Origin of the sequence: Arenibacterium halophilum (genome assembly GCF_005938225.1) — a bacterium.
Taxonomy (GTDB): domain Bacteria; phylum Pseudomonadota; class Alphaproteobacteria; order Rhodobacterales; family Rhodobacteraceae; genus Arenibacterium; species Arenibacterium halophilum.
Map to the genome: position 1 here is coordinate 1,113,315 of NZ_VCPC01000001.1, position 22,012 is coordinate 1,135,326.

At 63.7% G+C, this 22,012-nt stretch carries 25 protein-coding genes and 1 riboswitch; of the genes, 10 read left to right on the forward strand and 15 right to left on the reverse strand.

The genetic code is table 11. The features are described 5' to 3' along the window. Positions 1 to 308: 308 nt before the first annotated feature. On the reverse strand, positions 309 to 1,406 hold the full coding sequence (gene ychF / locus FGK64_RS05335; protein WP_138862728.1) for a redox-regulated ATPase YchF: 1,098 nt from the start codon (positions 1,404 to 1,406) through the stop codon (positions 309 to 311). A gap of 180 nt (positions 1,407 to 1,586) precedes the next feature. On the opposite strand from ychF, the gene FGK64_RS05340 reads away from it, so the two are divergent. The 3 genes from FGK64_RS05340 (at position 1,587) to FGK64_RS05350 (ending at position 3,408) form a co-directional block, all read left to right on the forward strand. Continuing rightward, the gene (locus tag FGK64_RS05340; RefSeq protein ID WP_138862729.1) at positions 1,587 to 2,072 is read left to right on the forward strand and encodes an acyloxyacyl hydrolase; all 486 of its coding nucleotides are present in this window, start codon (positions 1,587 to 1,589) and stop codon (positions 2,070 to 2,072) included. Between the two features lie 93 nt (positions 2,073 to 2,165). Beyond that, positions 2,166 to 2,957, forward strand: a complete 792-nt coding sequence (gene trpA, locus FGK64_RS05345) for a tryptophan synthase subunit alpha (RefSeq protein WP_138862730.1) — start codon at positions 2,166 to 2,168, stop codon at positions 2,955 to 2,957. Positions 2,958 to 3,051: 94 nt separating this feature from the next. After that, a complete protein-coding gene (locus tag FGK64_RS05350; protein WP_138862731.1) occupies positions 3,052 to 3,408 on the forward strand; it encodes a hypothetical protein in 357 nt (118 codons plus the stop codon). Here FGK64_RS05350 and FGK64_RS05355 read toward each other — a convergent pair. Then, complete coding sequence (locus tag FGK64_RS05355) at positions 3,405 to 3,845, reverse strand: MaoC family dehydratase (protein ID WP_138862732.1); 441 nt, start codon at positions 3,843 to 3,845, stop codon at positions 3,405 to 3,407. The genes FGK64_RS05350 and FGK64_RS05355 overlap by 4 nt on opposite strands. A gap of 132 nt (positions 3,846 to 3,977) precedes the next feature. Here FGK64_RS05355 and FGK64_RS05360 point away from each other — a divergent pair, with 132 nt between their 5' ends. From FGK64_RS05360 to hmuQ, 6 genes are all read left to right on the forward strand, one after another. Then, positions 3,978 to 5,144 carry an alpha-hydroxy acid oxidase gene (locus tag FGK64_RS05360; RefSeq protein WP_138862733.1) on the forward strand — a complete coding sequence of 389 codons (1,167 nt, stop codon included), beginning with the start codon at positions 3,978 to 3,980 and terminating at the stop codon, positions 5,142 to 5,144. 3 nt (positions 5,145 to 5,147) lie between these two features. Next, a complete protein-coding gene (locus FGK64_RS05365; RefSeq protein ID WP_138862734.1) occupies positions 5,148 to 5,765 on the forward strand; it encodes a sulfotransferase family protein in 618 nt (205 codons plus the stop codon). Positions 5,766 to 5,884: 119 nt separating this feature from the next. Beyond that, positions 5,885 to 6,523, forward strand: a complete 639-nt coding sequence (locus tag FGK64_RS05370; protein WP_138862735.1) for a 50S ribosomal protein L25/general stress protein Ctc — start codon at positions 5,885 to 5,887, stop codon at positions 6,521 to 6,523. Positions 6,524 to 6,655: 132 nt separating this feature from the next. Further along, positions 6,656 to 7,369, forward strand: coding sequence for an aminoacyl-tRNA hydrolase (gene pth / locus FGK64_RS05375; protein ID WP_138862736.1), 714 nt, complete (start codon positions 6,656 to 6,658; stop codon positions 7,367 to 7,369). Between the two features lie 71 nt (positions 7,370 to 7,440). Beyond that, positions 7,441 to 7,821 carry a DUF2237 family protein gene (locus FGK64_RS05380; protein ID WP_138862737.1) on the forward strand — a complete coding sequence of 127 codons (381 nt, stop codon included), beginning with the start codon at positions 7,441 to 7,443 and terminating at the stop codon, positions 7,819 to 7,821. Positions 7,822 to 7,908: 87 nt separating this feature from the next. Then, positions 7,909 to 8,229, forward strand: coding sequence for a heme-degrading protein HmuQ (gene hmuQ, locus FGK64_RS05385; RefSeq protein ID WP_138862738.1), 321 nt, complete (start codon positions 7,909 to 7,911; stop codon positions 8,227 to 8,229). Positions 8,230 to 8,250: 21 nt separating this feature from the next. Here the strand turns inward: hmuQ and trpB are convergent, their stop codons facing one another. The 5 genes from trpB to rpsA form a co-directional block, all read right to left on the reverse strand. Continuing rightward, the gene (gene trpB / locus FGK64_RS05390; protein ID WP_138862739.1) at positions 8,251 to 9,483 is read right to left on the reverse strand and encodes a tryptophan synthase subunit beta; all 1,233 of its coding nucleotides are present in this window, start codon (positions 9,481 to 9,483) and stop codon (positions 8,251 to 8,253) included. A gap of 80 nt (positions 9,484 to 9,563) precedes the next feature. Continuing rightward, positions 9,564 to 10,202: a phosphoribosylanthranilate isomerase gene (locus FGK64_RS05395; RefSeq protein WP_138862740.1), complete on the reverse strand. Its 639-nt coding sequence runs from the start codon at positions 10,200 to 10,202 to the stop codon at positions 9,564 to 9,566. 5 nt (positions 10,203 to 10,207) lie between these two features. Then, positions 10,208 to 10,558: a lipopolysaccharide assembly protein LapA domain-containing protein gene (locus FGK64_RS05400; RefSeq protein WP_138862741.1), complete on the reverse strand. Its 351-nt coding sequence runs from the start codon at positions 10,556 to 10,558 to the stop codon at positions 10,208 to 10,210. Positions 10,559 to 10,568: 10 nt separating this feature from the next. After that, a complete protein-coding gene (gene ihfB / locus FGK64_RS05405; protein ID WP_138862742.1) occupies positions 10,569 to 10,856 on the reverse strand; it encodes an integration host factor subunit beta in 288 nt (95 codons plus the stop codon). A gap of 306 nt (positions 10,857 to 11,162) precedes the next feature. Then, positions 11,163 to 12,842 carry a 30S ribosomal protein S1 gene (rpsA, locus tag FGK64_RS05410; RefSeq protein ID WP_138862743.1) on the reverse strand — a complete coding sequence of 560 codons (1,680 nt, stop codon included), beginning with the start codon at positions 12,840 to 12,842 and terminating at the stop codon, positions 11,163 to 11,165. Positions 12,843 to 13,070: 228 nt separating this feature from the next. On the opposite strand from rpsA, the gene FGK64_RS05415 reads away from it, so the two are divergent. Continuing rightward, the gene (locus FGK64_RS05415) at positions 13,071 to 13,766 is read left to right on the forward strand and encodes a ZIP family metal transporter (protein WP_138862744.1); all 696 of its coding nucleotides are present in this window, start codon (positions 13,071 to 13,073) and stop codon (positions 13,764 to 13,766) included. Between the two features lie 145 nt (positions 13,767 to 13,911). Here the strand turns inward: FGK64_RS05415 and FGK64_RS05420 are convergent, their stop codons facing one another. The 8 genes from FGK64_RS05420 to ybeY all read right to left on the reverse strand — a co-directional run bounded on the left by FGK64_RS05420 (position 13,912) and on the right by ybeY (position 21,973). After that, positions 13,912 to 14,532: a (d)CMP kinase gene (locus FGK64_RS05420; RefSeq protein ID WP_138862745.1), complete on the reverse strand. Its 621-nt coding sequence runs from the start codon at positions 14,530 to 14,532 to the stop codon at positions 13,912 to 13,914. Between the two features lie 19 nt (positions 14,533 to 14,551). Continuing rightward, positions 14,552 to 15,898, reverse strand: a complete 1,347-nt coding sequence (aroA, locus tag FGK64_RS05425; RefSeq protein WP_138862746.1) for a 3-phosphoshikimate 1-carboxyvinyltransferase — start codon at positions 15,896 to 15,898, stop codon at positions 14,552 to 14,554. 222 nt (positions 15,899 to 16,120) lie between these two features. Continuing rightward, complete coding sequence (gene trmB, locus FGK64_RS05430; protein ID WP_138862747.1) at positions 16,121 to 16,834, reverse strand: tRNA (guanine(46)-N(7))-methyltransferase TrmB; 714 nt, start codon at positions 16,832 to 16,834, stop codon at positions 16,121 to 16,123. A gap of 47 nt (positions 16,835 to 16,881) precedes the next feature. Then, the gene (locus FGK64_RS05435) at positions 16,882 to 17,559 is read right to left on the reverse strand and encodes a COG3904 family protein (protein ID WP_246057676.1); all 678 of its coding nucleotides are present in this window, start codon (positions 17,557 to 17,559) and stop codon (positions 16,882 to 16,884) included. Positions 17,560 to 17,755: 196 nt separating this feature from the next. Further along, positions 17,756 to 18,937, reverse strand: a complete 1,182-nt coding sequence (gene metK / locus FGK64_RS05440) for a methionine adenosyltransferase (protein ID WP_138862748.1) — start codon at positions 18,935 to 18,937, stop codon at positions 17,756 to 17,758. A gap of 6 nt (positions 18,938 to 18,943) precedes the next feature. Continuing rightward, a riboswitch (SAM-SAH riboswitch) is annotated at positions 18,944 to 18,992 on the reverse strand. 31 nt (positions 18,993 to 19,023) lie between these two features. Beyond that, the gene (lnt, locus tag FGK64_RS05445; RefSeq protein ID WP_138862749.1) at positions 19,024 to 20,520 is read right to left on the reverse strand and encodes an apolipoprotein N-acyltransferase; all 1,497 of its coding nucleotides are present in this window, start codon (positions 20,518 to 20,520) and stop codon (positions 19,024 to 19,026) included. A gap of 4 nt (positions 20,521 to 20,524) precedes the next feature. After that, the gene (locus FGK64_RS05450; protein ID WP_138862750.1) at positions 20,525 to 21,415 is read right to left on the reverse strand and encodes a hemolysin family protein; all 891 of its coding nucleotides are present in this window, start codon (positions 21,413 to 21,415) and stop codon (positions 20,525 to 20,527) included. 48 nt (positions 21,416 to 21,463) lie between these two features. After that, positions 21,464 to 21,973 (reverse strand): rRNA maturation RNase YbeY, encoded by a 510-nt coding sequence (gene ybeY / locus FGK64_RS05455; RefSeq protein ID WP_138862751.1) that lies wholly within the window; start codon positions 21,971 to 21,973, stop codon positions 21,464 to 21,466. Positions 21,974 to 22,012: the final 39 nt, after the last annotated feature.

A 22,012-nucleotide genomic window follows, 5' to 3' on the forward strand; every position in this document is an offset into this window, starting at 1 on the left:
GCGGTAAAAAATATCTATATTTGACGCAGGTCAATCAAAATATTCACATTTTTGGCGACACGTCGTAATTATCGATGATTTTCAAGCGCCCATGCCGCCAGAGCTGCTGAGGATCCCCAGCAGATGCGAAATTTTCGAAATTTTAGACAGAGTGGCCCGGTTTGGGCCTGTCAGAGCGTCAGCCCGTCACAGGGCTATCCCAAGGTCCGATCACTCGGTGCTGTGGCGAAGGACAGGGGGGCTCTGCCCCCGTCCCTGCGGGACTCCCCCGGGATATTTTTCGCCCAAAGACGCCCGGGGGTGGGGGCTTAGGTATTGAAGAGGAAATGCAGCACGTCGCCGTCCTTGACGACATAGCTCTTGCCCTCGGCGCGCATCTTGCCCGCTTCTTTGGCGCCCTGTTCGCCGCCCAGCGCGACGAAGTCGTCAAAGGCGATGGTTTCCGCGCGGATGAAGCCTTTTTCAAAATCGCCGTGGATCACGCCGGCGGCCTGGGGGGCCGAGGTGCCCTGGCGGATCGTCCAGGCGCGCGCCTCTTTCGGGCCAACGGTGAAATAGGTTTCCAGTTGCAGCAATTCGTAGCCGGCGCGGATCAGCCGGTCGAGGCCCGGTTCTTCGAGGCCCATTTCCGACAGGAACATTTCAGCTTCGTCGGTTTCGAGCTGGCTGATCTCTTCCTCGATCCGGGCCGAGATGATGACATGGGCGTTGCCCTGTGCGGCGGCCATCTCGGCCACGCGGGCGGAATGGGCGTTGCCGGTTGCCGATTCATCCTCGGCCACGTTGCAGACGTAGAGCACCGGTTTCGTGGTCAGCAGTTGCAGCCCCTTCCACGCGCGGGCGTCTTCGGCGTCCACCTCGACGGTGCGGGCCGGGCGGCCGTCTTCCAGCGCGGCCTGGGCGGCGGCCAGCAGGCGGTCCTGCTGCTGGGCTTCCTTGTCGTTGCCCTTGAGCTTGCGCACCAGGTTGGCGCGGCGCTTCTCGATCGATTCGAGATCGGCCAGCATCAGTTCGGTTTCGATGGTGTCGGCATCGGCAACCGGATCGACGCGGCCTTCGACATGGGTCACGTCGCCGTCTTCGAAGCAGCGCAGCACATGGGCGATGGCGTCGACCTCGCGGATGTTGGCAAGGAACTGGTTGCCAAGGCCCTCGCCCTTGCTGGCACCCTTCACGAGGCCCGCAATATCGACGAAGGTCATCCGCGTCGGGATGATCTGTTTCGAGCTGGCAATCGCAGCCAGCCGGTCAAGCCGCGCGTCGGGCACAGCGACCTCGCCCACGTTGGGTTCGATGGTGCAGAAGGGAAAATTTGCAGCTTGGGCGGCAGCGGTGCGTGTCAGCGCGTTGAACAGCGTCGACTTGCCCACGTTCGGCAGTCCGACGATCCCCATCTTGAATCCCATATCAGGCCTCTTTGCGTTGCAACGGGCCGCTTCTATCAGCATCGCCGTGATGCGCAAGCGCCCCTCCCTCCCCCGGTGACGCATCGCCGCAACAATGCACAGGTGATGCGCAGCACGGCCCCTTGGCTTCTGGCGCGAAAGACATATTTTACCGCTTCTCAGCTTTCGAAAGTTCGCACGATGAAAACACTCGCTCTGGCATTCGGTCTGATGGTGGCCGCCATTTCCGCGCAGGCGCAATCCCTCGTCCTTGGCGCCGGGTATTCCGATTTCAGCGACGCCCGCGGCCGCGATACGGCCACACTGAGCCTCGAGTATCAATTTGCCCCTTTCTATTCGGGCCGGGTGATCGAAATTTCAACGCTGATCGCCGCCGATCACGATGGCGAAGGCGACAGCTATGCCGGCGTTGGTCTGGGTGCGAAATGGCGGCTGAAAAACGACTGGTTCATCGAGGCCAGCACGATGCCCGGCTATTACGACGCGGGCACTGCGGCGAATAATCTGGGCGGGCACTTCCACTTCCGCTCGTTGCTGGGCGTTGGGCGCACCCTGCCCTCGGGCAATGCCGTGTCGATGGCCCTGACACACAAAAGCAATGCCTCGACCAAAAGCTACAACCCCGGCGTCAACGCGCTGCTGGTACGCTATCATCTGGCCTTCTGAGCCAAGGTGACAACAGCCGACGGGCCGGATGGTGCATTGATTTCCGGCCCCGTATTTGGCAACAGCGGGAAACCGTTCCACAGGATTGCACCCATGACCCGCATCGATGCCAAGTTCGCCGACCTGAAGTCCAAGGGCCAGAAGGCCTTTGTTGCCTATGTCATGGCGGGCGATCCCGATTACGACACCTCGCTTGAGATCGTGCGCGGGTTGCCGGGTGCCGGGGTCGACGTGATCGAGCTGGGCCTGCCCTTTACCGATCCGATGGCCGATGGGCCGACGATCCAGCTGGCCGGGCAACGCGCGCTGGAAGGCGGGATGACGCTGGACAAGACGCTGGCGCTGGCCCGGGCCTTTCGCGAAGGCGACACCACAACGCCGATCGTGATGATGGGCTATTACAACCCGATCTACAGCCGGGGCGTGCCGAAATTCCTGGAACAAGCGAAAGAGGCCGGCATCGACGGGCTGATCATCGTCGACCTGCCGCCCGAAGAAGACAGCGAGCTGTGCATTCCTGCGCAGGAGGCCGGGCTGAATTTCATCCGCCTTGCCACGCCCACCACCGATGATGCGCGCCTGCCGCGCGTGCTTCAGAACACCTCGGGGTTTGTCTATTACGTCTCGATCACCGGGATCACCGGCTCGGCCGAGGCGCAGGCCGACGATGTCGCCCCCGAGGTCGCGCGCATCAAGGCGGGCACCGATCTGCCGGTGATCGTGGGCTTTGGTGTCAAGACGCCCGAAACCGCCAAGGCCATCGCCGGGGTGGCCGATGGCACGGTTGTCGGCTCGGCCATTGTCAGCCAGATCGAACATGGCAAATCCGTGGCCGATGTGCTGGCTTTCGTGCGCGGATTGGCCGACGGCGCGCATTCCGCCTGATTGTTGCCCAGAAATGAACGGTCTGTTGCCATTTGCAGGCCACTAGCGGCGATTATCCCTGCTTCATCGGCAATTGTTTCCGGTGGAGCAAACAATGGCACTTCGCAGCTTTCTTGGCGCCCTGCTGTGCGCCGCACAACTGGGTCTGGCGCCGGGCGCCATGGCTGAAACCCGCGTCTACCAGGGCGACGAGGCAAAGGCGCTGCAATGCGCGGCTTACTTTTCTTATTCTGCTTGGGTTCTGGCAGGGCGCGGGCTGTTCACGCCACGCAACGCCGATGAGGGGGCCATCGCGGCGACCAACATCCTTGGCCGCCACGTCAGCGGCACATACGAACAGAAACGCGCGGCCTTTCAGGTCGCGCTGAACCGGCTGCCGCCGGAAGACAACGACCTGATCGCCGATTCGATTCGCTACCTTGGCTGGTGCCGCGAAAAATTCCTGAGCTAGGCGTCGCGCCGTTTCAGCATGTGGGTCGAATGATAGGACGACACCAGCACATCGTTCTGGTTCAGGATGTTGTATTGTACATCGACGAAGCCACGGTCGGGTTTCGATTTTGACGGCTTGGCCGCTGTCACCTCTGCCTCGACCCGCAGCGTATCGCCCGCGTAGACCGGTTTGATCCAGCGCACATCCGCCATGCCGGGCGACCCCATCGAACTTTCCGACCAGTCGCTGGCCTGAAGCGTCAGGTTGAAGGCAGTCAGGATGGTGTGAAACCCGCTGGCGATCAGCCCGCCGAAGACCGACTCTTTCGCCGCCGCTTCGTCCACATGGAACGGCTGGTTGTCCCACTGTTTGCCAAAGGCGATGATCTCCTCGGCGCTCAGCGTTTTGGTTCCGGTGGCATAGGTCTTGCCGACCGGCATATCTTCGTAAAACATCTGTCTCTCCCCGTTTGTAGATGACTATGACCTGCGCGTCGGAACGGTTCCAGCCCCGCACGATCACGCGCGATTGCCTGAACGCGACGGCATTGGTAAAGAAACCTAACCGTTTACCGTGAAAGGCCCGCCATGCCCGTCATCACCAACATCGCCGACCTGAAGCGCATCCATGAACGCCGCGTGCCGCGCATGTTCTACGACTACGCCGAAAGCGGCAGCTGGACGGAGCAGACCTTTCGCGAGAACACCACCGATTTCGAACAGATCCGCCTGCGCCAGAAAGTGGCCGTGGATATGTCGGGCCGCTCGACCGCCGGCAAGATGATCGGGCAGGATGTTACGATGCCGGTGGCACTGGCCCCCGTGGGGCTAACGGGGATGCAGCACGCCGATGGCGAGATCAAGGCCGCCCGCGCGGCCGAGGCGTTCGGCGTGCCCTATACGCTGTCGACCATGTCGATCAATTCGATCGAGGACGTGGCCGAGGCGACGACGAAACCGTTCTGGTTTCAGCTGTATACGATGAACGACACCGATTACACCTCGCGGCTGATCCAGCGGGCCAAGGACGCGGGCTGTTCCGCGCTGGTCATCACGCTGGACCTGCAATTGCTGGGGCAGCGCCACAAGGACCTGAAGAACGGCCTGTCCGCCCCGCCCAAGCTGACCGCGCGCACGATTGCGAACCTCGCCACGAAATGGGCCTGGGGCATCGAAATGCTGGGCGCCAAGCGGCGCGAGTTCGGCAATATCGTGGGCCATGTCGACGGCATCGACGATCCGGCCTCGTTGGGCGCATGGACAGCGCAGCAGTTCGACCTGACGCTGGACTGGTCCAAGATCAGCAAGCTGATGGAGCAATGGGGCGGCAAGGTGATCCTGAAAGGCATCCTTGACCCGGAAGACGCCAAGATGGCCGTGAAGGTCGGCGCCGATGCGATCACCGTGTCGAACCACGGCGGGCGTCAGCTCGATGGCGCACTCAGTTCGATCCGAATGCTGACCCCGATCCTGGACGCCGTGGGCGGCGATATCGAGGTGCATCTCGACAGCGGCATCCGGTCGGGTCAGGACGTGCTGAAGGCGCTGGCGATGGGCGCAAACGGCACGATGATCGGGCGGTCCTACATCTATGGCCTTGGCGCCATGGGGCAAAAGGGTGTGAGCACCGCGCTCGAAGTCATCCGCAAGGAACTCGACATGACGATGGCGCTCTGCGGCGAAACCAACGTGGCCAATCTTGGGCGCCACAACCTGCTGATCCCGCAGGGGTTCGAAGGCACCTGGCAGGATTAGGCGATGCTCGTCTTCTCGGCGCAGAACCTGGCCTTCATCGCGGTGCCCAAGACCGGGACCACCGCGATAGAGCTGGCGTTGAAGCCGCGCGCCGACATCATCTTTACCAAGAAGCGCAAGCACCTGACGGCGCAGCGGTTTCACAACCGGATCGCGCCGTTCCTCAACACCGAATTCGACATGCGCCCCGACCGCTTTGCCGTGATGCGCGAGCCCGAGGAGCAGATCCGCAGCTGGTTTCGCTATCGCGCGCGCGAGGCAAAGCAGGGCTCGGCCCTATCGACCGAGGGCATCGGATTCGATGAATTCGTGCGGGCGGTGATCTCTGACGATCCGCCGCCCTATGCGGGCATCGGCAGCCAGTTTGCCATGCTGACCTCGGGCAAGGGCAAGCTGCTAGTACATCACCTGTTTGCCCATGAATCCCCGCTGAAACTGCACGCCTTCCTTGACGCCCGCTTTGGCGAGCCGATCACCCTGAAGGCGCGCAATGTCTCGCCCCCCGTCGCGGCCGAGCTGGAGCCGGACACCCGCCGCAAACTCGTCGTCGCGCGGCAGGCGGAATTCGATCTGTATGCCCGGCTGGTTGACGCGGGCGGGCACCTTGAAACCGCGCTGTAGCCGCCCGTCGCGCCTTGCGCAAAAGGGCTTTCCCTGCGGTCGAATCCGGTCTATACGCGCGGCTTCACGCGGGGCTACAGCCTTGGAGGAGCCCCGCCCCTACTTATGGAGATAGACCTATGGCTGGAGAGATTCCCGATCTCATCGCCCAGGAACGGACGGGGACAGGCAAGGGCGCCGCTCGTCAGGCACGTCGTGACGGCCTGGTTCCCGGAATCGTTTTTGGTGGCGACAATGATCCGCTGCCGATCAACATTCCCTTCAACGTCCTGTTGAAGAAACTGCGCGCCGGGCGCTTCAAGTCGACGCTGTTCAACATGAAGGTTGAAGGCCACGACGACGTGCGCGTGATCTGCCGCGACGTTCAGCGCGACGTGGTGAAAGACCTGCCGACGCACGTCGATTTCATGCGCCTGCGCCGCACCACCAAGATCAACCTGTACATCCCGGTTGAAGTTGTGGGCGAAGAGAGCTGCCCCGGCCTGCGCAAGGGTGGCGTTCTGACGTTGGTCCGCCCCGAGGTGGAACTGGTCGTGACCGCGGGCGATATCCCCGATCACATCACCATCGACGTGTCGGGCGCCAACATCGGCGACAGCATCACCATTTCCTCGGTGACGCTGCCCGATGGCGCCAAGGCAACCATCGACCGCGACTTCGTGATCGCCAACGTGTCCGCTCCGTCGGGCCTGCGTTCTTCGGGTGACGATGAAGAGGCCGAAGCCGAAGACGCCGGCGAAGAGGCCGCAGAAGAATAAGCTGTGCATTAGCGTTGCTGTGAGACGGGGCCCTTGCGGCCCCGTTTTGCGTTTCTGGACCGGGGCACTGGAAATTCCCGGCGGTTTTCGGCATCACCGGAGGCACATCGCCACAAACGGAAAGACCGCGCCATGATCCTGCTTGTCGGCCTGGGCAACCCCGGCCCGAAATACGCCCGCAACCGTCACAACATCGGCTTTATGGCGCTGGACCAGATCGCCGAGGACCATGGGTTCGCCCCGTGGCGCGGCCGGTTTCAAGGCAGCCTGACCGAAGGCCGGTTGGGCGACGACAAGGCGCTGTTGCTGAAGCCCGAAACCTTCATGAACCTGTCGGGGCAAGCCGTGGGCGAGGCGATGCGGTTTTACAAGCTGACACCAGAGGATGTCTGGGTCGTGCACGACGAAATCGACCTGCCCCCCGGCAAGGTCAAGCTGAAGCGCGGCGGCGGTCATGCGGGGCACAACGGGCTGCGATCCGTGCATCAGCATATCGGCCCCGAATATGGCCGCGTGCGCATCGGCGTGGGCCACCCCGGACGCAAAGAGGCGGTGCCGGGCTACGTGCTGCACGATTTCGCCAAGGCGGATGAAGCCTGGATCGACGATGTGCTGCGCGGCCTGTCTGACGGTGCACCCGATCTGGCCCGGGGCGATGCCGCCCGCGCCAGCAACGCAATTGCCCTGAGGGTCGCTCCGCCGCGCCCCTCGACCGGACAGAAAAAACCGAAAGCCGCGCCCGAGGCAGCCGTTAAGGAAACCGAAGGGGAATCGCGCGACACTGCCACCGAACCGCCCGCCGACACCCGGTCGCCGCTGGAAAAGCTGCTCGACCGGTTCAAGTGATGGCGCGCCACTGACAGACCGCGCAATTCGCGCTAGACTTGGGGGTAACCAACGAACCGAAGGATCCCGCCATGCAGCCCGATGCCAGCGTCAATGTTCTGGGCGGCCCGCTTGCCCCCTGCTCTGTCTCGCCGGTGACCGGGTTTTTCCGCGACGGGCATTGCAACACCTGCGCCGCCGATCAGGGCAGCCACACGGTCTGCGCCATCATGACTCGGGAATTCCTGGCCTATTCGAAATATGTAGGTAACGATCTGTCAACGCCGCGCCCCGAATACGGATTTGACGGGCTGAAACCGGGGGATTCATGGTGCCTTTGCGCCAGCCGTTTCGCTCAGGCGGCCGAGGAAGGATGCGCGCCGCAGATCAACCTGAAGGCCACCCACCTGCGCGCGCTTGACGTGGTTTCGCTGGAGATATTGCGCTCCCATGCCACCGATCCTGCGGCTTGACCCCCAATGCGTTTTCCTGATTAGTGCGGCGCAAGCCAGCCATGTTCAGCCAGCGCCCCTGTAACCTGACAATGACTGGACCATCCCATGAGCTTTATCGCGATGAACCGCTTCAAGATCCGCCCTGGTCGCGAGGCCGATTTCGAAACCATCTGGAAATCCCGTGAAAGCCGCCTGAGCGAGATGCAGGGCTTTCGTGAATTCCGCCTGCTGAAAGGCCCGAAATCCGACGATCACACGCTGTATTCCAGCCACGTGATCTGGGACAGCAAGGCCGATTTCGAGGCCTGGACCAAATCGGAACAGTTTCGCGACGCCCACAAAAACGCGGGTAACCGCGAAGGCGAAAGCCCGATGGTCGGGCATCCGCAGTTCGAGGGGTTTGAAACCGTCCTGCACGAGGGTTAGGCCCGCGCGCAAGGCCGGTATCTACTCGGCCATGTCAAAGCCAAGGTGCTTGGCGACGGTAAAGATATCCTTGTCGCCACGCCCGCACATGTTCATCACGATGATATGGTCCTTGGGCAGCTCGGGCGCGATCTTCATCACATGGGCCAGCGCGTGGCTGGGTTCGAGCGCGGGAATGATCCCTTCCAGCGCACAGGACAGCTGAAACGCCTCAAGCGCCTCTTTGTCGGTGATCGAAACGTATTGCGCGCGCCCCACATCGTGCAGCCAGGCGTGTTCCGGCCCGATCCCCGGGTAATCCAGCCCCGCCGAGATGGAAAACCCTTCAAGGATCTGCCCGTCGTCGTCCTGAAGAAGATAGGTGCGGTTGCCGTGCAGCACGCCGGGCCGACCGCCGGTCAGCGACGCGCAATGCTCCATCTTCTCGGTCACGCCCTTGCCGCCGGCCTCGACCCCGATGATGTTCACCTCGGTGTCGTCGAGGAATGGAAAGAACAGCCCCATCGCGTTCGACCCGCCGCCGATGGCCGCGATCACGGTGTCAGGCAGGCGCCCCTCGCCTTCCTGCTCGGCCAGCTGCCAGCGGACTTCCTTGCCGATGATGGCCTGGAAATCGCGCACCATCGCCGGATAGGGGTGTGGCCCCGCCACCGTGCCAATGCAATAGAAGGTATCGCGCACATTGGTCACCCAGTCGCGCAGCGCGTCGTTCATCGCGTCCTTCAGCGTGCCACGACCAGAGGTCACCGGCACCACCTCGGCGCCCAGCAGCCGCATGCGGAATACGTTGGGCTTTTGCCGTTCAACATCATGCGCGCCCATGTAGACCACGCATTTCAGACCGAATTTCGCGCAGACCGTTGCCGTGGCCACGCCATGCTGGCCTGCACCGGTTTCGGCGATGATCCGGGTCTTGCCCATGCGCCGCGCCAGGATGATCTGGCCCAGCACATTGTTGATCTTGTGGGCGCCGGTGTGGTTCAGCTCGTCCCGCTTCAGGTAAATCTTGGCCCCGCCCAGATGCTCGGTCAGGCGCTCGGCGTAATACAGCGGGCTGGGGCGGCCGACGTAATTCGCCCAAAGATCGTCCATCTCGTCCCAGAAACTCTGGTCGGTCTTGGCCTTCTCGTATTCCGCTTCCAGTTGCAGGATCAGCGGCATCAGCGTTTCCGAAACGAACCGCCCGCCAAAATCGCCAAAACGGCCATTTTCATCGGGGCCCGTCATGAAGGAGTTGAAAAGATCGTCGGCCATTGGCGCTCTCCCGTCAGGTCTTTTCTGCGTTTATCGGCAATGCCCGCCGGGGTAAAGCGGGCCATTGGCACGGGGCCGCGTCACGCGAGCGCAGCGGCGAAATCGGCCATGCGTCGCGCATCCTTGACGCCCGGCGCGCGTTCGACGCCTGACGACACGTCGACCTGTCGTGCCCCCGTCATCGCCACCGCCTGCGCCACATTCTCGGGCGTCAGGCCGCCCGCCAGCATCCACGGCACCGGCCAGCGTCGCCCGGCGATCAGGCGCCAGTCAAAGGCGAGTCCGTTGCCCCCAGGCAAATCCGCTCCCGGCGGTGGCTTCGCATCCACCAGCAACTGGTTTGCGACGCGGCCATAGGTGTCAAGCGCGGGCAGATCATCGGCAGTCGCCACCCCCACGGCCTTCATCACTGGCAGGCCGTAGCGTGCCCTCACCTCGGCCACCCGCTCGGCTGCTTCTGTGCCGTGCAGCTGCAGCATATCCAAAGGCACATCCGCCACGATGTCGTCCAGCAGCGCATCATCGGCATTCACGGTCAGCGCCACTTTCATCACGCCCGGCGGCACCATCAACGCCAGATCGCGCGCCACCTCGCGGGTGATGTTGCGCGGCGATGCCGGGAAAAACACAAAACCGACATAGCGCGCATCCGCCGCCACGGCCGCGTCGATGTCGGCGGCCTGAGTCAGGCCGCAGAACTTGATGGCCGTGCCCGTCATGTCGCTCAGCTGGCTTCGTCCAGGATCGCCAGAACCTCGTCGCGGTTCTGGTTTCGCTCGCCCTTCAGGCGGACCACCTCGCGCTCCAACTTGTCGACTTCGCGGGCCTTCACGCTGGCAACCCGGCGGTGTTTGTGTTCACGCAGCCATTCCCAGATGAACCCGATCACCAAGCCAGCAACAATGCCGCCCAGCACCACAAGAAACAGAGGCAGCGATATCGTCCAGTTCAGCCCCAGAAACTCCGCCAGCTCGGCCGGCAAAAGGTTCAGCGTCACCAGCTCGCGATTGGCCAGCGACACCGAAATTACCACGATGGCAAGCGCCGCAAGGAAGGCATAGCGGATATAGCGCATTGGGGCGGTCCTACTCTTCCTTGCCGTTCAGCCGGTCGCGCAACAGTTTGCCAGTCTTGAAGAACGGAACATGCTTTTCCTCGACGGTAACGGTTTCGCCGGTGCGCGGGTTCCGCCCGACGCGGGCATCCCGCTTTTTCACCGAGAACGCGCCGAAGCCGCGCAGTTCGACACGGTCTCCCCGCGCCATCGCGCCTGTCACTTCTTCGAATACGGTGTTCACGATCCGCTCGACATCCCGTTGGTACAGGTGCGGATTTTCTTCGGCAATCTTCTGGATCAGTTCCGAGCGGATCATGTGGGTGCCCCTCCCAAGGCAGCAGCGGTGGCGCATTGGACTTTGATATGACTATAGGATCATTGTCGCGCTTCGCAAACCAGAACTATCGGAATAATCTAGGGAAATTCGGCAGCCATCCGCACTTGACGGCCCGGTACGGGGCAGTTTGCAGGCGCCATGTCATTGCTGCCCCGGCGGTGTCTCCTCCGGTCATAGCCTATGATTCGCCCCTTCCCACCATAGCAAAAGGCCCCGCCGCATAAGCAGCAGGGCCTTTCGCAAGTTCGCTCCCCGTCCGTTTCGGACTGGGTGGCCAGGTGGGCCTTATTCGTCGCCTTTCAGCGCCGCGCCAAGGATATCGCCCAGCGATGCGCCCGAATCGGAGGAACCGTACTGTTCGACGGCTTCCTTCTCTTCAGCGATCTCGCGCGCCTTGATCGACAGGCCCAGACGGCGGGTCTTGCTGTCGACGTTGGTCACGCGCACGTCGACCTTGTCACCGACCGAGAAACGCTCGGGGCGCTGTTCGGCACGGTCACGCGACAGATCCGAGCGGCGGATGAAGGATTTCATGCCTTCGTATTCCACCTCGATGCCGCCATCCTCGATCGAGGTCACGGCCACGGTGATGATCGACCCGCGCTTCACGCCGCCAACGGCTTCGGCAAAGCGGTCGCCGCCCAGAGCCTTGATCGAGAGCGAGATGCGCTCTTTCTCGATGTCGACTTCCGAGACAACCGCCTGAACCACATCGCCCTTGCGGTAGTTCTGGATCGCATCTTCGCCACGCTCGTCCCACGACAGGTCCGACAGGTGGACCATGCCGTCGATCTCGCCTTCCAGGCCGATGAACAGACCGAATTCGGTGATGTTCTTGACCTCGCCCTCGACTTCGGTGCCTTCGGGGTGAGTTTCGGCAAAGACTTCCCACGGGTTGCGCATGGTCTGCTTCAGGCCCAGCGAAACGCGACGCTTGGCGCCGTCGATCTCCAGAACCATGACATCCACTTCCTGCGAGGTCGATACGATCTTGCCGGGGTGGACGTTCTTCTTGGTCCAGGACATTTCCGAGACGTGCACCAGACCTTCGACACCCGGCTCAAGTTCCACGAACGCGCCGTAATCGGTGATGTTGGTCACGCGGCCCTTGTGGACCGAGCTCAGCGGATACTTGGCGCCAACCAGATCCCACGGGTCTTCCTGCAGCTGCTTCATGCCCAGGCTGATACGGTGGGTTTCCTTGTTGATCTTGATGACCTGAACCTTGACGGTTTCGCCGATCGACAGGATTTCCGAGGGGTGGTTCACACGGCGCCATGCCATGTCGGTCACGTGCAGCAGGCCGTCGACACCGCCCAGGTCCACGAAGGCCCCGTATTCGGTGATGTTCTTGACCACACCGTCAACCGCCTGGCCTTCGCTCAGGTTGCCGATAACTTCGGCACGCTGCTCGGCACGCGATTCTTCAAGGATGGCACGACGCGACACGACGATGTTGCCACGACGACGGTCCATTTTCAGAATCTGGAACGGCTGCTTCAGACCCATCAGCGGGCCGGCATCGCGCACGGGGCGCACGTCAACCTGGCTGCCGGGCAGGAAGGCAACGGCGCCACCCAGATCCACGGTAAAGCCGCCTTTGACGCGGCCAAAGATCGCGCCTTCGACACGCTCTTCGCTGGCATAGGCTTTTTCCAGACGATCCCAGGCTTCTTCGCGGCGGGCCATTTCACGGCTGATGACAGCCTCGCCACGGGCGTTCTCGACCTGGCGCAGATAGACCTCGACCTCGTCACCGACGCTGATGTCGGGCGCTTCGCCGGGGTTTGCAAATTCTTTCAGCTCGACACGGCCTTCCATCTTGTAGCCGACGTCGATGATGGCCTGGCCCGCTTCGATCGCGATGACCTTGCCTTTGACAACACTGCCCTCTTCGGGCGTGTCCATTTCGAAGCTTTCGTTCAGGAGGGCTTCGAATTCCTCCATGGATGCGTTCTGAGCCATGTGGCCTATGGTTTCCTTTTTCTTCGGTTTGACTGGCCGTGCGGTTGTCTCCGCCGGTCTTGAACAGACATTGGTCAAGGCAGGTCTTGCGCAAGCAAACAGGGCCGGTGAACCCGGCCCTGCTCGATCCGCGACTGTCCCGCCGCTTTGACAGGCGCGCGTATATGCCATTACAGGCGCGGACACAAGTCCCACGGAACCAGGGGTGTGCGCCGGGGGTTGGCCGGAATGACCGTCCTCATCGTCATCTGCATCACCACCGCCGCGCTGATCCTTGGCGCGCTATGGGGCGCTTATGTCGGGCTTGGCAGGCGCACCGAAGGCTTCGTCGTAGCACTGGCCGGGGGCGCATTGATCGTGTCGGTGATGGACGAGCTGATCCGCCCCTCGGTCGACCCGCTGACGCTTTGGGGCGCGATTGCTGCGATCCTGGCAGGCGCGGCGCTGTTCTCGGCTGGCGACTACTGGGTCAACGAACGCCTGCGCAACAGCGGCGGCGCCGGGATGATGCTGGCCGTGACGCTGGACGGGGTGCCGGAAAACCTGGCGCTCGGCAGCGCGCTGATCGGCGCCGATGCGCTGGCTGTCGCCGCGCTGGCCGGGTCGATCTTCCTGTCGAACCTGCCCGAAGCCGCCGGAGGTGCTCGCCAGATGATCTCGGACGGGCGCAGCCGCTGGCAGGTCCTCGCCCTCTGGAGCGCGGTGGCCGCGCTTCTCGCCGCCGCCGCCTATGGTGGCTACGCCGGGCTGTCCAACGCCCCAAAGCCCCTGCTCGCCACGATCAACTGCTTTGCCGCCGGTGCCGTGCTCGCCTCGCTCGCAACCGAAGTCTTCCCAAAGGCCTTCCGAGAGGACTCCGAATGGACCGGCATCGCCGTCGCCATCGGCCTGTCCCTCGCCCTCGCGCTGTCGCAACTGGGGTGATGCCGCCAGATCGCGCTGACGCGCGATGCCTCCGGCGGGGATATTTGAAGCCCAAAGAATAAAAGGAGTCCGAAGCTTCTTTGGGCCGAAAATATCCCGGGGGAGTCCGCGCAAGCGGACGGGGGCAGCGCCCCCGGCCCGCTCTCTAATTCTCGGGGCGCCCGTCTTTGGACAGGATGGCCGCAACGGCGGCGGCCACCGCCTCTTCGATGCTCATGTCCGAGGTATCGATGGTCACCGCATCCTCGGCGGCGATCAAAGGCGCCGTCGCGCGTTCGCTGTCGCGCTTGTCGCGGGCGATGACATCGGCAAGAACTTCGTCGCGCGTCACATCGTGGCCGTTTCCGCGCAACTCGTCGTAGCGGCGGGTGGCGCGACACTCGGCAGAGGCGGTCACGAACAGCTTGGCCGGCGCATCCGGACAGATCACCGTTCCGATGTCGCGCCCATCCAGAACCGCGCCCCCGGCGCGAGCGGCAAAGGCGCGCTGAAAATCGACCAACGCGCTGCGGACATCCGGCAGCGCCGCAACCCGACTTGCCGCCTGAGCTACCTCGGGCGTGCGCAGCCCGTCGGCGTCAAGGTCTTCGGCCACAAGGGCGTGAGCCGCCTCCAGCGGCGCCTCGCCTGCCAGCACCCGGGCGCCCACGGCCCGGTAGAGCAACCCCGTGTCCAGGTGCGCAAAGCCGAAATGCGCCGCGACCGCGCGCGAGATCGTGCCCTTGCCAGCCGCGGCTGGCCCATCGATGGCGACCGTAAAGCTCATGGCATCCTCCGGTGTCGGGTCAGGCGCGGCGCAGATCGGCGCCAAGGCGGGCCATCAGCGGCTCGAAGATCGGGAAGGATGTGGCAATGGGCGCGCCATCGTCCACCGAAACGGCCGATCGCGCCGCCATTCCCATGACAAGGAACGACATCGCGATCCTATGATCAAGGTGGCTTTCGCAGGTCGCACCGCCCGGCACTGCGCCGGGGCCCAGGCCGGCGACCGACCACCAGTCCTCGCCTTCGTCCACGTCCACACCGCAGGTGCGCAGCCCCACGGCCATGGCATCGATCCGGTCGCTTTCCTTGACGCGCAGCTCTTTCACGCCGCGCATCATGGTAACGCCACGCGCGTTGGCCGCGACAACCGACAGGATCGGGTATTCGTCGATCATGCTGGCTGCACGCTCGGGCGGCACTTCGATGCCCTGCATATCGGGCGAGAAGCGGGCGCGCAGATCGGCCACCGGCTCGCCGCCTTCGGTGCGTTCGTTTTCATAGCTCAGATCGGCGCCCATCTCGCGCAGGGTAGTGAACAGGCCGGCACGGGTTGGGTTCAGCCCGATCCCCGGCACCAGTACATCGGACCCGGGCACGATCAGCGCCGCGCAGACGGGAAAGGCAGCGCTCGATGGGTCACGCGGCACCGCGATCACCTGGGGTTTCAGCTCAGGCTGGCCGGTCAGCGTGATGACGCGGCCCTCTTCCGTCTCTTCGGTCGTGATCTCGGCGCCAAACCCTGCGAGCATCCGTTCGGTGTGGTCACGGGTGGCTTCCTTTTCGATCACCACGGTCTGGCCCGGCGCGTTGAGCCCGGCCAGCAGCACGGCGGATTTCACCTGAGCCGAGGGAACGGGCACCGTATAGCGCACGGGCACGGGTTCGGCGGCGCCCACGAGTGTCATGGGCAGACGCCCGCCCGCGCGGCCCACGGCACGGGTGCCGAACAACGCCAGCGGATCGGTGACCCGCGCCATCGGGCGCTTGTTGAGGCTGGCATCGCCCGTGAAGGTAGCCGTAATTGGCGAGGTGGCCATCGCCCCCATGATCAGCCGCACGCCGGTGCCGGAATTGCCGCAGTCGATCACTTGGCCCGGTTCGGCAAAGCCACCGACTCCGACACCGTGCACGGACCATGCACCGCCCCCGTGATCGGTGACCTCTGCGCCGAAGGCCCGCATGGCGGCAGCGGTGTCCAGCACGTCTTCGCCTTCCAGCAGGCCGGTGATGCGGGTTTCGCCCACGGCCATCGCGCCAAGGATCAGCGAACGATGCGAAATCGACTTGTCGCCCGGGACCTCGGCCGTTCCCGAGAGCGGCCCGCAGGGGGAGGACATCATCGGGATCGCAGTACCATGGCCGGACATTCAGAAACCTCGCGTGCAATAGGGCAGTTGCGGCGTTCTAAAAGGTTTTTCATGGGGAGAGAAGAGGGGTCTGCCCGCAGCCACCGAGAGGTGGCAATCAGAACGAAGCGGGGGCCCTGCCCGCCGCCACCGAAAGGTGGCAATCAGAACGAAGCGGGGGCCCTGCCCCCGTCCCTGCGGGACTCCCCCGGAGTATTTTCGCGAAGGTGAAGCTGGGACTGGTCAGGCGGGGGCGTCGGTACGCCGGAAGGTGAGGTAGTTGGGCGTGCGGCCTTCGCGCAGTGCCTTCTGTTCATAGCGGGTCGACAGCCAGTCGTCCCATGGGGTACGCCAGTCGCTTGCAGTTTCCGCGAGCCACTCGAACCCAGCGCGCGGGACTTCTTCCAGCGTCTGGCGCACATAGTCGGGAATATCGGTGGCGACGCGGAAGATGCTCCCGGGCTTCAGCACACGGGCGAGCGGGACCAGGTGTTCGGGCGTCACAAAACGGCGGCGGTGGTGGCGCGCCTTGGGCCATGGGTCGGGGTAAAGCAGGAAGGCGCGGCTAATGCTCGCGTCGGGCAGTACGTCGAACAGGTCGCGCACGTCGCCCGGGTGCACGGCGAGGTTGTCGACACCGGCGCGGCGAATTTTACCCAGCAGCATTGCGACGCCGTTGATGTAGGGCTCGGCCCCGATGATGCCGGTGTCGGGGTTGTTCGCGGCCTGGTGCACCAGGTGCTCGCCGCCGCCAAAGCCGATTTCCAGCCAGACCGGCCGCGTGCCGAACAGCGCGGCCAAGTCGAGCGGCTGGCGGTCGGGGTTCGACTCCCAATCGACCGCGCCGGGCGACAGCGCTGCCAAATCCTCGGACAGATAGGTTTTCTGGCTCGACTTCAGGGCCTTGCCCTTGAGGCGGCCATAGAAGTTGCGGTGCGGGCGATCGGGCGATGTCATGGCGCGCGCTTTAGCGCCACGGGCGGTTCAGGGCAAGCGGCGCGCGCCTATTCCGTCAGCACACCTGCGGCCAGCAGTTCGGCACGGTAGGGCCGCCACATGTCAGCCTGCGGCGTGCGCAGCGTTTCGATTGCAAAGCCCGGGTCCACCCCACGCGACACGATGTAGGTCAGGTGAGCGTAGATTTCTTCCTGCGTATCCAGGTACATCCACGCCGCGAAATCCCACGGTGTCTGCCACCCCTGCCCCGGCGCTTCGCGGTCGTAATAGGTGGCGATATTCTCGGCCGACCAGAAAATCTGGTGAAACCCGATCCGCGATCCGCGCGACATGCTGCGCCGCGCCCCGGCCAGGAAGATCGTGACGCAAGAGCTGTCGCAGTCGCCGTGCACATGGGTGTCGAGTTCGAAATCGATCACGATATCGCTGATCTGCGATGCGGCATAGACCTCGCCTCCGGCCGAGTTCAGCTGCAGGGTGGTGATCGGGTCGGGGCCGCGCAGAAGCTCCAGCAGGCGGTCGATATCGTCGCTGACGATGCCGGTCATCTCGTCCGGGCCGGGGGTTTCGGTGTTGTAGATGAGCGTCTCGCCTTCCAGGCGCAATTTGCCGTCGGGGTGCACTTGGCCCGCCCCGGCACCCGGCTCTGCGCCCTGCGTCGTAGGCTGTGCCAAGGCGATACCCGCCGCGAAACACCAGAGTACCGTCAGCCACATACGGAACATCGCTCCTCCTGCCGTTGTGACGCCTGGCGCCGTTCTTGCCTGTGTCAGCCTTGGAGTGTCCGACAGGGCAGTTGCCGATACATGCCATGCGTGGTGGCGGCGGAAAAGGGCGAATGCAGGACGGCGCAAGACCCGAAATGCAAAACGCCCGGCCGTTTGCGGGCCGGGCGTTTCACAAAGGTCTGCCCGATCCGGCTCAGACGGCGTTTTGCAGCGCCTCGACCAGATCGGTGCGTTCCCAGCTGAACCCGCCGTCGGCTTCGGGCGCACGACCAAAGTGGCCATAAGCCGCAGTACGCTGGTAGATCGGCTTGTTCAGTTGCAGGTGCTCGCGGATGCCGCGCGGGGTCAGGCTCATGACTTTGCGGATCGCCTTTTCAATGGCGGCCGGGGGCACTTCGCCGGTGTCGTGCGTATTGGCATAGATCGACAGCGGTTCGCTCACGCCAATCGCATAGCTCAGCTGGATCGTGCATTTGTCGGCCATGCCTGCGGCGACGACGTTCTTCGCCAGATACCGAGCCGCATAGGCGGCCGAGCGGTCGACCTTGGTCGGATCCTTGCCGGAAAACGCACCGCCGCCGTGGGGCGCCGCGCCGCCGTAGGTGTCGACGATGATCTTGCGCCCGGTCAGGCCGGCATCGCCATCGGGGCCGCCGATCACGAACTTGCCGGTCGGGTTCACGTGCCAGATGGTGTCATCGGTCAGCCAGCCTTCGGGCAGGACTTCGTGGAAATAGGGGGCGACGATGGCGCGGATGTCCTCCGAAGTCAGGCTTTCGTCCAGGTGCTGCGTCGAGAGCACCAGCGAATGGATGCCGACCGGCTTGCCATCGCGGTAGATCACCGAAAGCTGGCTTTTGGCATCTGGGCCAAGTGCCGGTTCGGTGCCATTCTTGCGCACCTCGGCCAAGCGGCGCAGGATCGCGTGGCTGTACTGGATCGGCGCGGGCATCAGCGCCTCGGTTTCATTTGTGGCGAAGCCGAACATGATGCCCTGGTCGCCGGCGCCTTCGTCCTTGTTTTCGGCCGCATTCACGCCTTGGGCGATATGGGCGGACTGTTCGTGCAGAAGGTTGGTGATTTCACAGGTTTTCCAATGAAACTTGTCCTGCTCGTAGCCGATATCGCGGATGCATTCGCGGGCGATGCCCTCGATCCGGCCCATGTAATCGTGCAGCTTGTCCTGATCGGACAGGCCCACTTCGCCCCCGATCACCACGCGATTAGTGGTGGCGAAAGTCTCGGCAGCAACGCGGGCTTCGGCCTCTTCGCTCAGGAAGGCGTCAAGCACGGCATCCGAGATGCGGTCGCAGACCTTGTCGGGGTGGCCCTCGGACACGGATTCCGAGGTGAAGATATAGTTCTTGCGGGCCATTGAAAGCGCTCCATTGAATGTAAAACACCACGCCAGGAAGCCGTTGTGATGCAATTCGACCGGGTTACGCCCTGTCTGCGCTTTGGTCAAGCCGCGCGGGGGCGGCGCAGGCGCGCAGCTGCGAAATTCGTCAACGCCAGAAAAAGCAACAGCAGAACCGGCACATCGCCCATGCGGGAATAGAGCGTCGGCGGCAGCGGCGCGGGCAGTTCGGCATCCACATACCCTGCCTGCCCCAGCGGCAGAGAGGCGCGGATCCGCCCCAGCGGGTCGATCATGGCCGACACGCCGGTATTGGCCGCGCGGACCATCGGGATACCCTGTTCAATCGCCCGCATCCGCGCCTGCGCGAGGTGCTGATACGGGCCCGACCATGTGCCGAACCACGCGTCATTGGTGATTTGCAGCAGGAAGTCCGGGCGTTCCGGCGCGGCGGCCACATCGCGTGGAAACACCGCTTCGTAGCAGATCAGCGGCAGCGCGCGGCCCAGATCGCCGAAATCCACCAGCTGCGGCCCCGGCCCCGCCGCCATGTCGCCCGGCATTACCTGCGCAAGCGCGCGCAAGCCAAATTCCGGGAGGTAGCGGCGCAGGGGTACATATTCGCCAAAGGGAACAAGGTGGTGCTTGTCATACACCTCTGTCAGTTGGCCGCTTTCGTCGAGCCGCAGCAGGCTGTTGAAATACTCCTGCCCATTGCCGTGCACCGTGCCCACGGCAACCTGCGCACCGCCCGCCGCCTGCCCTACGGCCGCCAGCGGATCGTCCACCACGGGGATGAAGCCGGGCAGAGACGCCTCGGGCCAGACCACAAGATCGGGGCGCGGTTCTGCAGAGGTATAGTCGATCTGACGATTGAAAAAGATCGGCATGAAGGCCGGATCCCACTTCTGATGCTGCGGGGCGTTGGGCTGCACCAGCCGCACGATCTGGCCAGTGCCGGTCGTGGCGACAGGCCCGGCAAAGCGCAGAAGCTGCGTGATGACGGCAATCAACATGAACGGCAACACGCCCTTGGCCCACCTCGGCGCGCTCAACGTCAGGCCCAGCGGCAGCGCGGCCGCGAATGTCAGCAGGGTCAACCCCTCGGGGCCGATATAGGCCAGCCATCGATCCGCCGGGGTGCCGACCCAGATTTGCGCAGGTGCCGCCCATGGAAACCCCGTCAGCACCCAGCCGCGCGCCATCTCGGCCAGGGTCCATGTGACGATCAGAGCCGCCACGCGCGGCACCGGGCGGTCCGACAGACGCGCGGCCATCCAGAAGGCCGCGCCCCAGAACAGCGCCAAGCCTCCCGCCATGAAGATCAGCGCAAAGGGCGCCATCCAGCCATGGCGCGCGACATCCACCAGAAACGGCTCGACAATCCAGGCAAGCGCCAAGGCGAAATACCCGGTTCCAAAAGCCCAGCCGCACAGTGCCGCGCCGCGCCACGTTGTGCCCAGCGCCACGGGCACCAGCGCCAGCGCGATCACCGTTGCGATCGGATACCCGAATGGCGCCAGCCCCAGCGCACCAACGGCACCCAGCACCGCGCAGGCAAGGGCGCGCCCCGCCAGGCGCAGGCGGCTGTCGCCGGTCATCGAGTCATTCGGCTGGGCCGACCAGCCGCACCCGCAACCGCTTGATACGCCGGGGATCGGCGTCGACCACTTCGAATTCAGGCCCATCGGGGTGGGCCACGACCTCGCCCCTTGTGGGCACACGGCCCGACAGCATGAAGACCAGCCCGCCCAGCGTGTCGATCTCTTCCTCGTCGACCTCGTCGTGGTCGGTCAGCGAGCGGCCGATTTCGGCCTCGAAATCCTCAAGCGGGGTTTTGGCCAGCGCAATGTACTGGCCGGGCTTTTCCTTGACCCAGCTTTTGTCTTCGTCGATGTCGTGTTCGTCTTCGATCTCGCCCACGACCTGTTCGATCAGATCCTCGATCGTGACCAGCCCGTCGACCCCGCCGTATTCGTCGATCACCAGCGCCATATGGCGGCGCTCGGCCTGCATCTTGGTCAGCAGCACGCCAATCGGCATCGAAGGCGGTACATACAGCAACGGACGCAGCAGCGTAGAAATGTCGAACTCGTCAGAGCCGCCGTTGAACCCATGATTCAGCGCGAAATCCTTCAGGTGGATCATTCCCACAGGCGTATCCAACGTGCCGTCGTAGACAGGCACGCGGGTCATCCCGCTGTCGCGGAACACGTCAACCAGATCGGATTTGCTGATGGTCGATGGAACGGCCGTGATTTCAGCGGTGGGAACCGCCACATCCTCCACCCGCATACGCCGCAGGTTGGCAAGCCCACGCGGCGCGTCGCGCCGGTTGGCACCGTCGTCCTCAACCTCCTCTACCGGAGTAAGAGCCTCGATGATCCGGCCGAAAAATCCTGACCGTTCCTCGGGCTGCGATTCGGCGCTATCTGTGGCGCTGGACTGCGAAAGCGCGCTTTGCGCTGCGCTAGATCCGTCTTCCGTGTCGTTCATCTGTCCTTTTCCGATAATGCATGGCGCGGCCGCGCCGGGGGCATCCGATCAGCTATATGGGTCCGCGATGCCCATTCTGCCAAGTATAATCGTCTCGATACCTTCCATCAACGTGGCATCCGCGTCACGGATGTGGTCGTAGCCCAAAAGATGTAACACCCCGTGAACCGTCAGATGGGTCACATGATCGGCCACGGATTTGCCTGCCTCCTGCGCCTCGCGCGCGCAGGTGTCCCATGCCAACGCGATATCGCCCAGTTCGGTTTCACCGGTCGGATCCGGCTCGGGCAAATCGGGGGTGTCGCCATCATCTTCGGCGGCCAGATCCTGCGCGGGCCAGCTGAGCACGTTCGTCGGCACCGGCTTGCCCCGGAATTCGGTATTCAGGCGGGCGATTTCCGCGTCATCCGTCGCGAGAACCGCGATCACGCAGCCTTCGGGTGCAATCCCGAGGTGCGCCAGAACAGCCTGCCCGGCCGCTTCGACCAGCGGTTCAAGCGCCAGCGCGTTCCACTGGCGGGATTCGATGCGGGTATCGGTAACCCTTACGTCAGTCATATGCCTCACACCTTACACGTGCACCGGAAATCTGGCTCA

Coding starts and splice junctions, on each gene's coding strand:
- trpA (WP_138862730.1), top strand. CDS start 2,166: ATGACCCGCATCGATGCCAAGTTCGCCGACCTGAAGTCCAAGGGCCAG.
- FGK64_RS05350 (WP_138862731.1), top strand. CDS start 3,052: ATGGCACTTCGCAGCTTTCTTGGCGCCCTGCTGTGCGCCGCACAACTG.
- FGK64_RS05450 (WP_138862750.1), bottom strand. CDS start 21,415: ATGAACGACACGGAAGACGGATCTAGCGCAGCGCAAAGCGCGCTTTCG.
- ychF (WP_138862728.1), bottom strand. CDS start 1,406: ATGGGATTCAAGATGGGGATCGTCGGACTGCCGAACGTGGGCAAGTCG.
- trpB (WP_138862739.1), bottom strand. CDS start 9,483: ATGGCCGACGATCTTTTCAACTCCTTCATGACGGGCCCCGATGAAAAT.
- FGK64_RS05360 (WP_138862733.1), top strand. CDS start 3,978: ATGCCCGTCATCACCAACATCGCCGACCTGAAGCGCATCCATGAACGC.
- ihfB (WP_138862742.1), bottom strand. CDS start 10,856: ATGATCCGCTCGGAACTGATCCAGAAGATTGCCGAAGAAAATCCGCAC.
- FGK64_RS05365 (WP_138862734.1), top strand. CDS start 5,148: ATGCTCGTCTTCTCGGCGCAGAACCTGGCCTTCATCGCGGTGCCCAAG.
- aroA (WP_138862746.1), bottom strand. CDS start 15,898: ATGTCCGGCCATGGTACTGCGATCCCGATGATGTCCTCCCCCTGCGGG.
- FGK64_RS05370 (WP_138862735.1), top strand. CDS start 5,885: ATGGCTGGAGAGATTCCCGATCTCATCGCCCAGGAACGGACGGGGACA.
- FGK64_RS05355 (WP_138862732.1), bottom strand. CDS start 3,845: ATGTTTTACGAAGATATGCCGGTCGGCAAGACCTATGCCACCGGAACC.
- FGK64_RS05400 (WP_138862741.1), bottom strand. CDS start 10,558: ATGCGCTATATCCGCTATGCCTTCCTTGCGGCGCTTGCCATCGTGGTA.
- FGK64_RS05380 (WP_138862737.1), top strand. CDS start 7,441: ATGCAGCCCGATGCCAGCGTCAATGTTCTGGGCGGCCCGCTTGCCCCC.
- hmuQ (WP_138862738.1), top strand. CDS start 7,909: ATGAGCTTTATCGCGATGAACCGCTTCAAGATCCGCCCTGGTCGCGAG.
- FGK64_RS05395 (WP_138862740.1), bottom strand. CDS start 10,202: ATGACGGGCACGGCCATCAAGTTCTGCGGCCTGACTCAGGCCGCCGAC.
- rpsA (WP_138862743.1), bottom strand. CDS start 12,842: ATGGCTCAGAACGCATCCATGGAGGAATTCGAAGCCCTCCTGAACGAA.
- trmB (WP_138862747.1), bottom strand. CDS start 16,834: ATGACATCGCCCGATCGCCCGCACCGCAACTTCTATGGCCGCCTCAAG.
- FGK64_RS05435 (WP_246057676.1), bottom strand. CDS start 17,559: ATGTTCCGTATGTGGCTGACGGTACTCTGGTGTTTCGCGGCGGGTATC.
- pth (WP_138862736.1), top strand. CDS start 6,656: ATGATCCTGCTTGTCGGCCTGGGCAACCCCGGCCCGAAATACGCCCGC.
- metK (WP_138862748.1), bottom strand. CDS start 18,937: ATGGCCCGCAAGAACTATATCTTCACCTCGGAATCCGTGTCCGAGGGC.
- ybeY (WP_138862751.1), bottom strand. CDS start 21,973: ATGACTGACGTAAGGGTTACCGATACCCGCATCGAATCCCGCCAGTGG.
- FGK64_RS05415 (WP_138862744.1), top strand. CDS start 13,071: ATGACCGTCCTCATCGTCATCTGCATCACCACCGCCGCGCTGATCCTT.
- FGK64_RS05340 (WP_138862729.1), top strand. CDS start 1,587: ATGAAAACACTCGCTCTGGCATTCGGTCTGATGGTGGCCGCCATTTCC.
- lnt (WP_138862749.1), bottom strand. CDS start 20,520: ATGACCGGCGACAGCCGCCTGCGCCTGGCGGGGCGCGCCCTTGCCTGC.
- FGK64_RS05420 (WP_138862745.1), bottom strand. CDS start 14,532: ATGAGCTTTACGGTCGCCATCGATGGGCCAGCCGCGGCTGGCAAGGGC.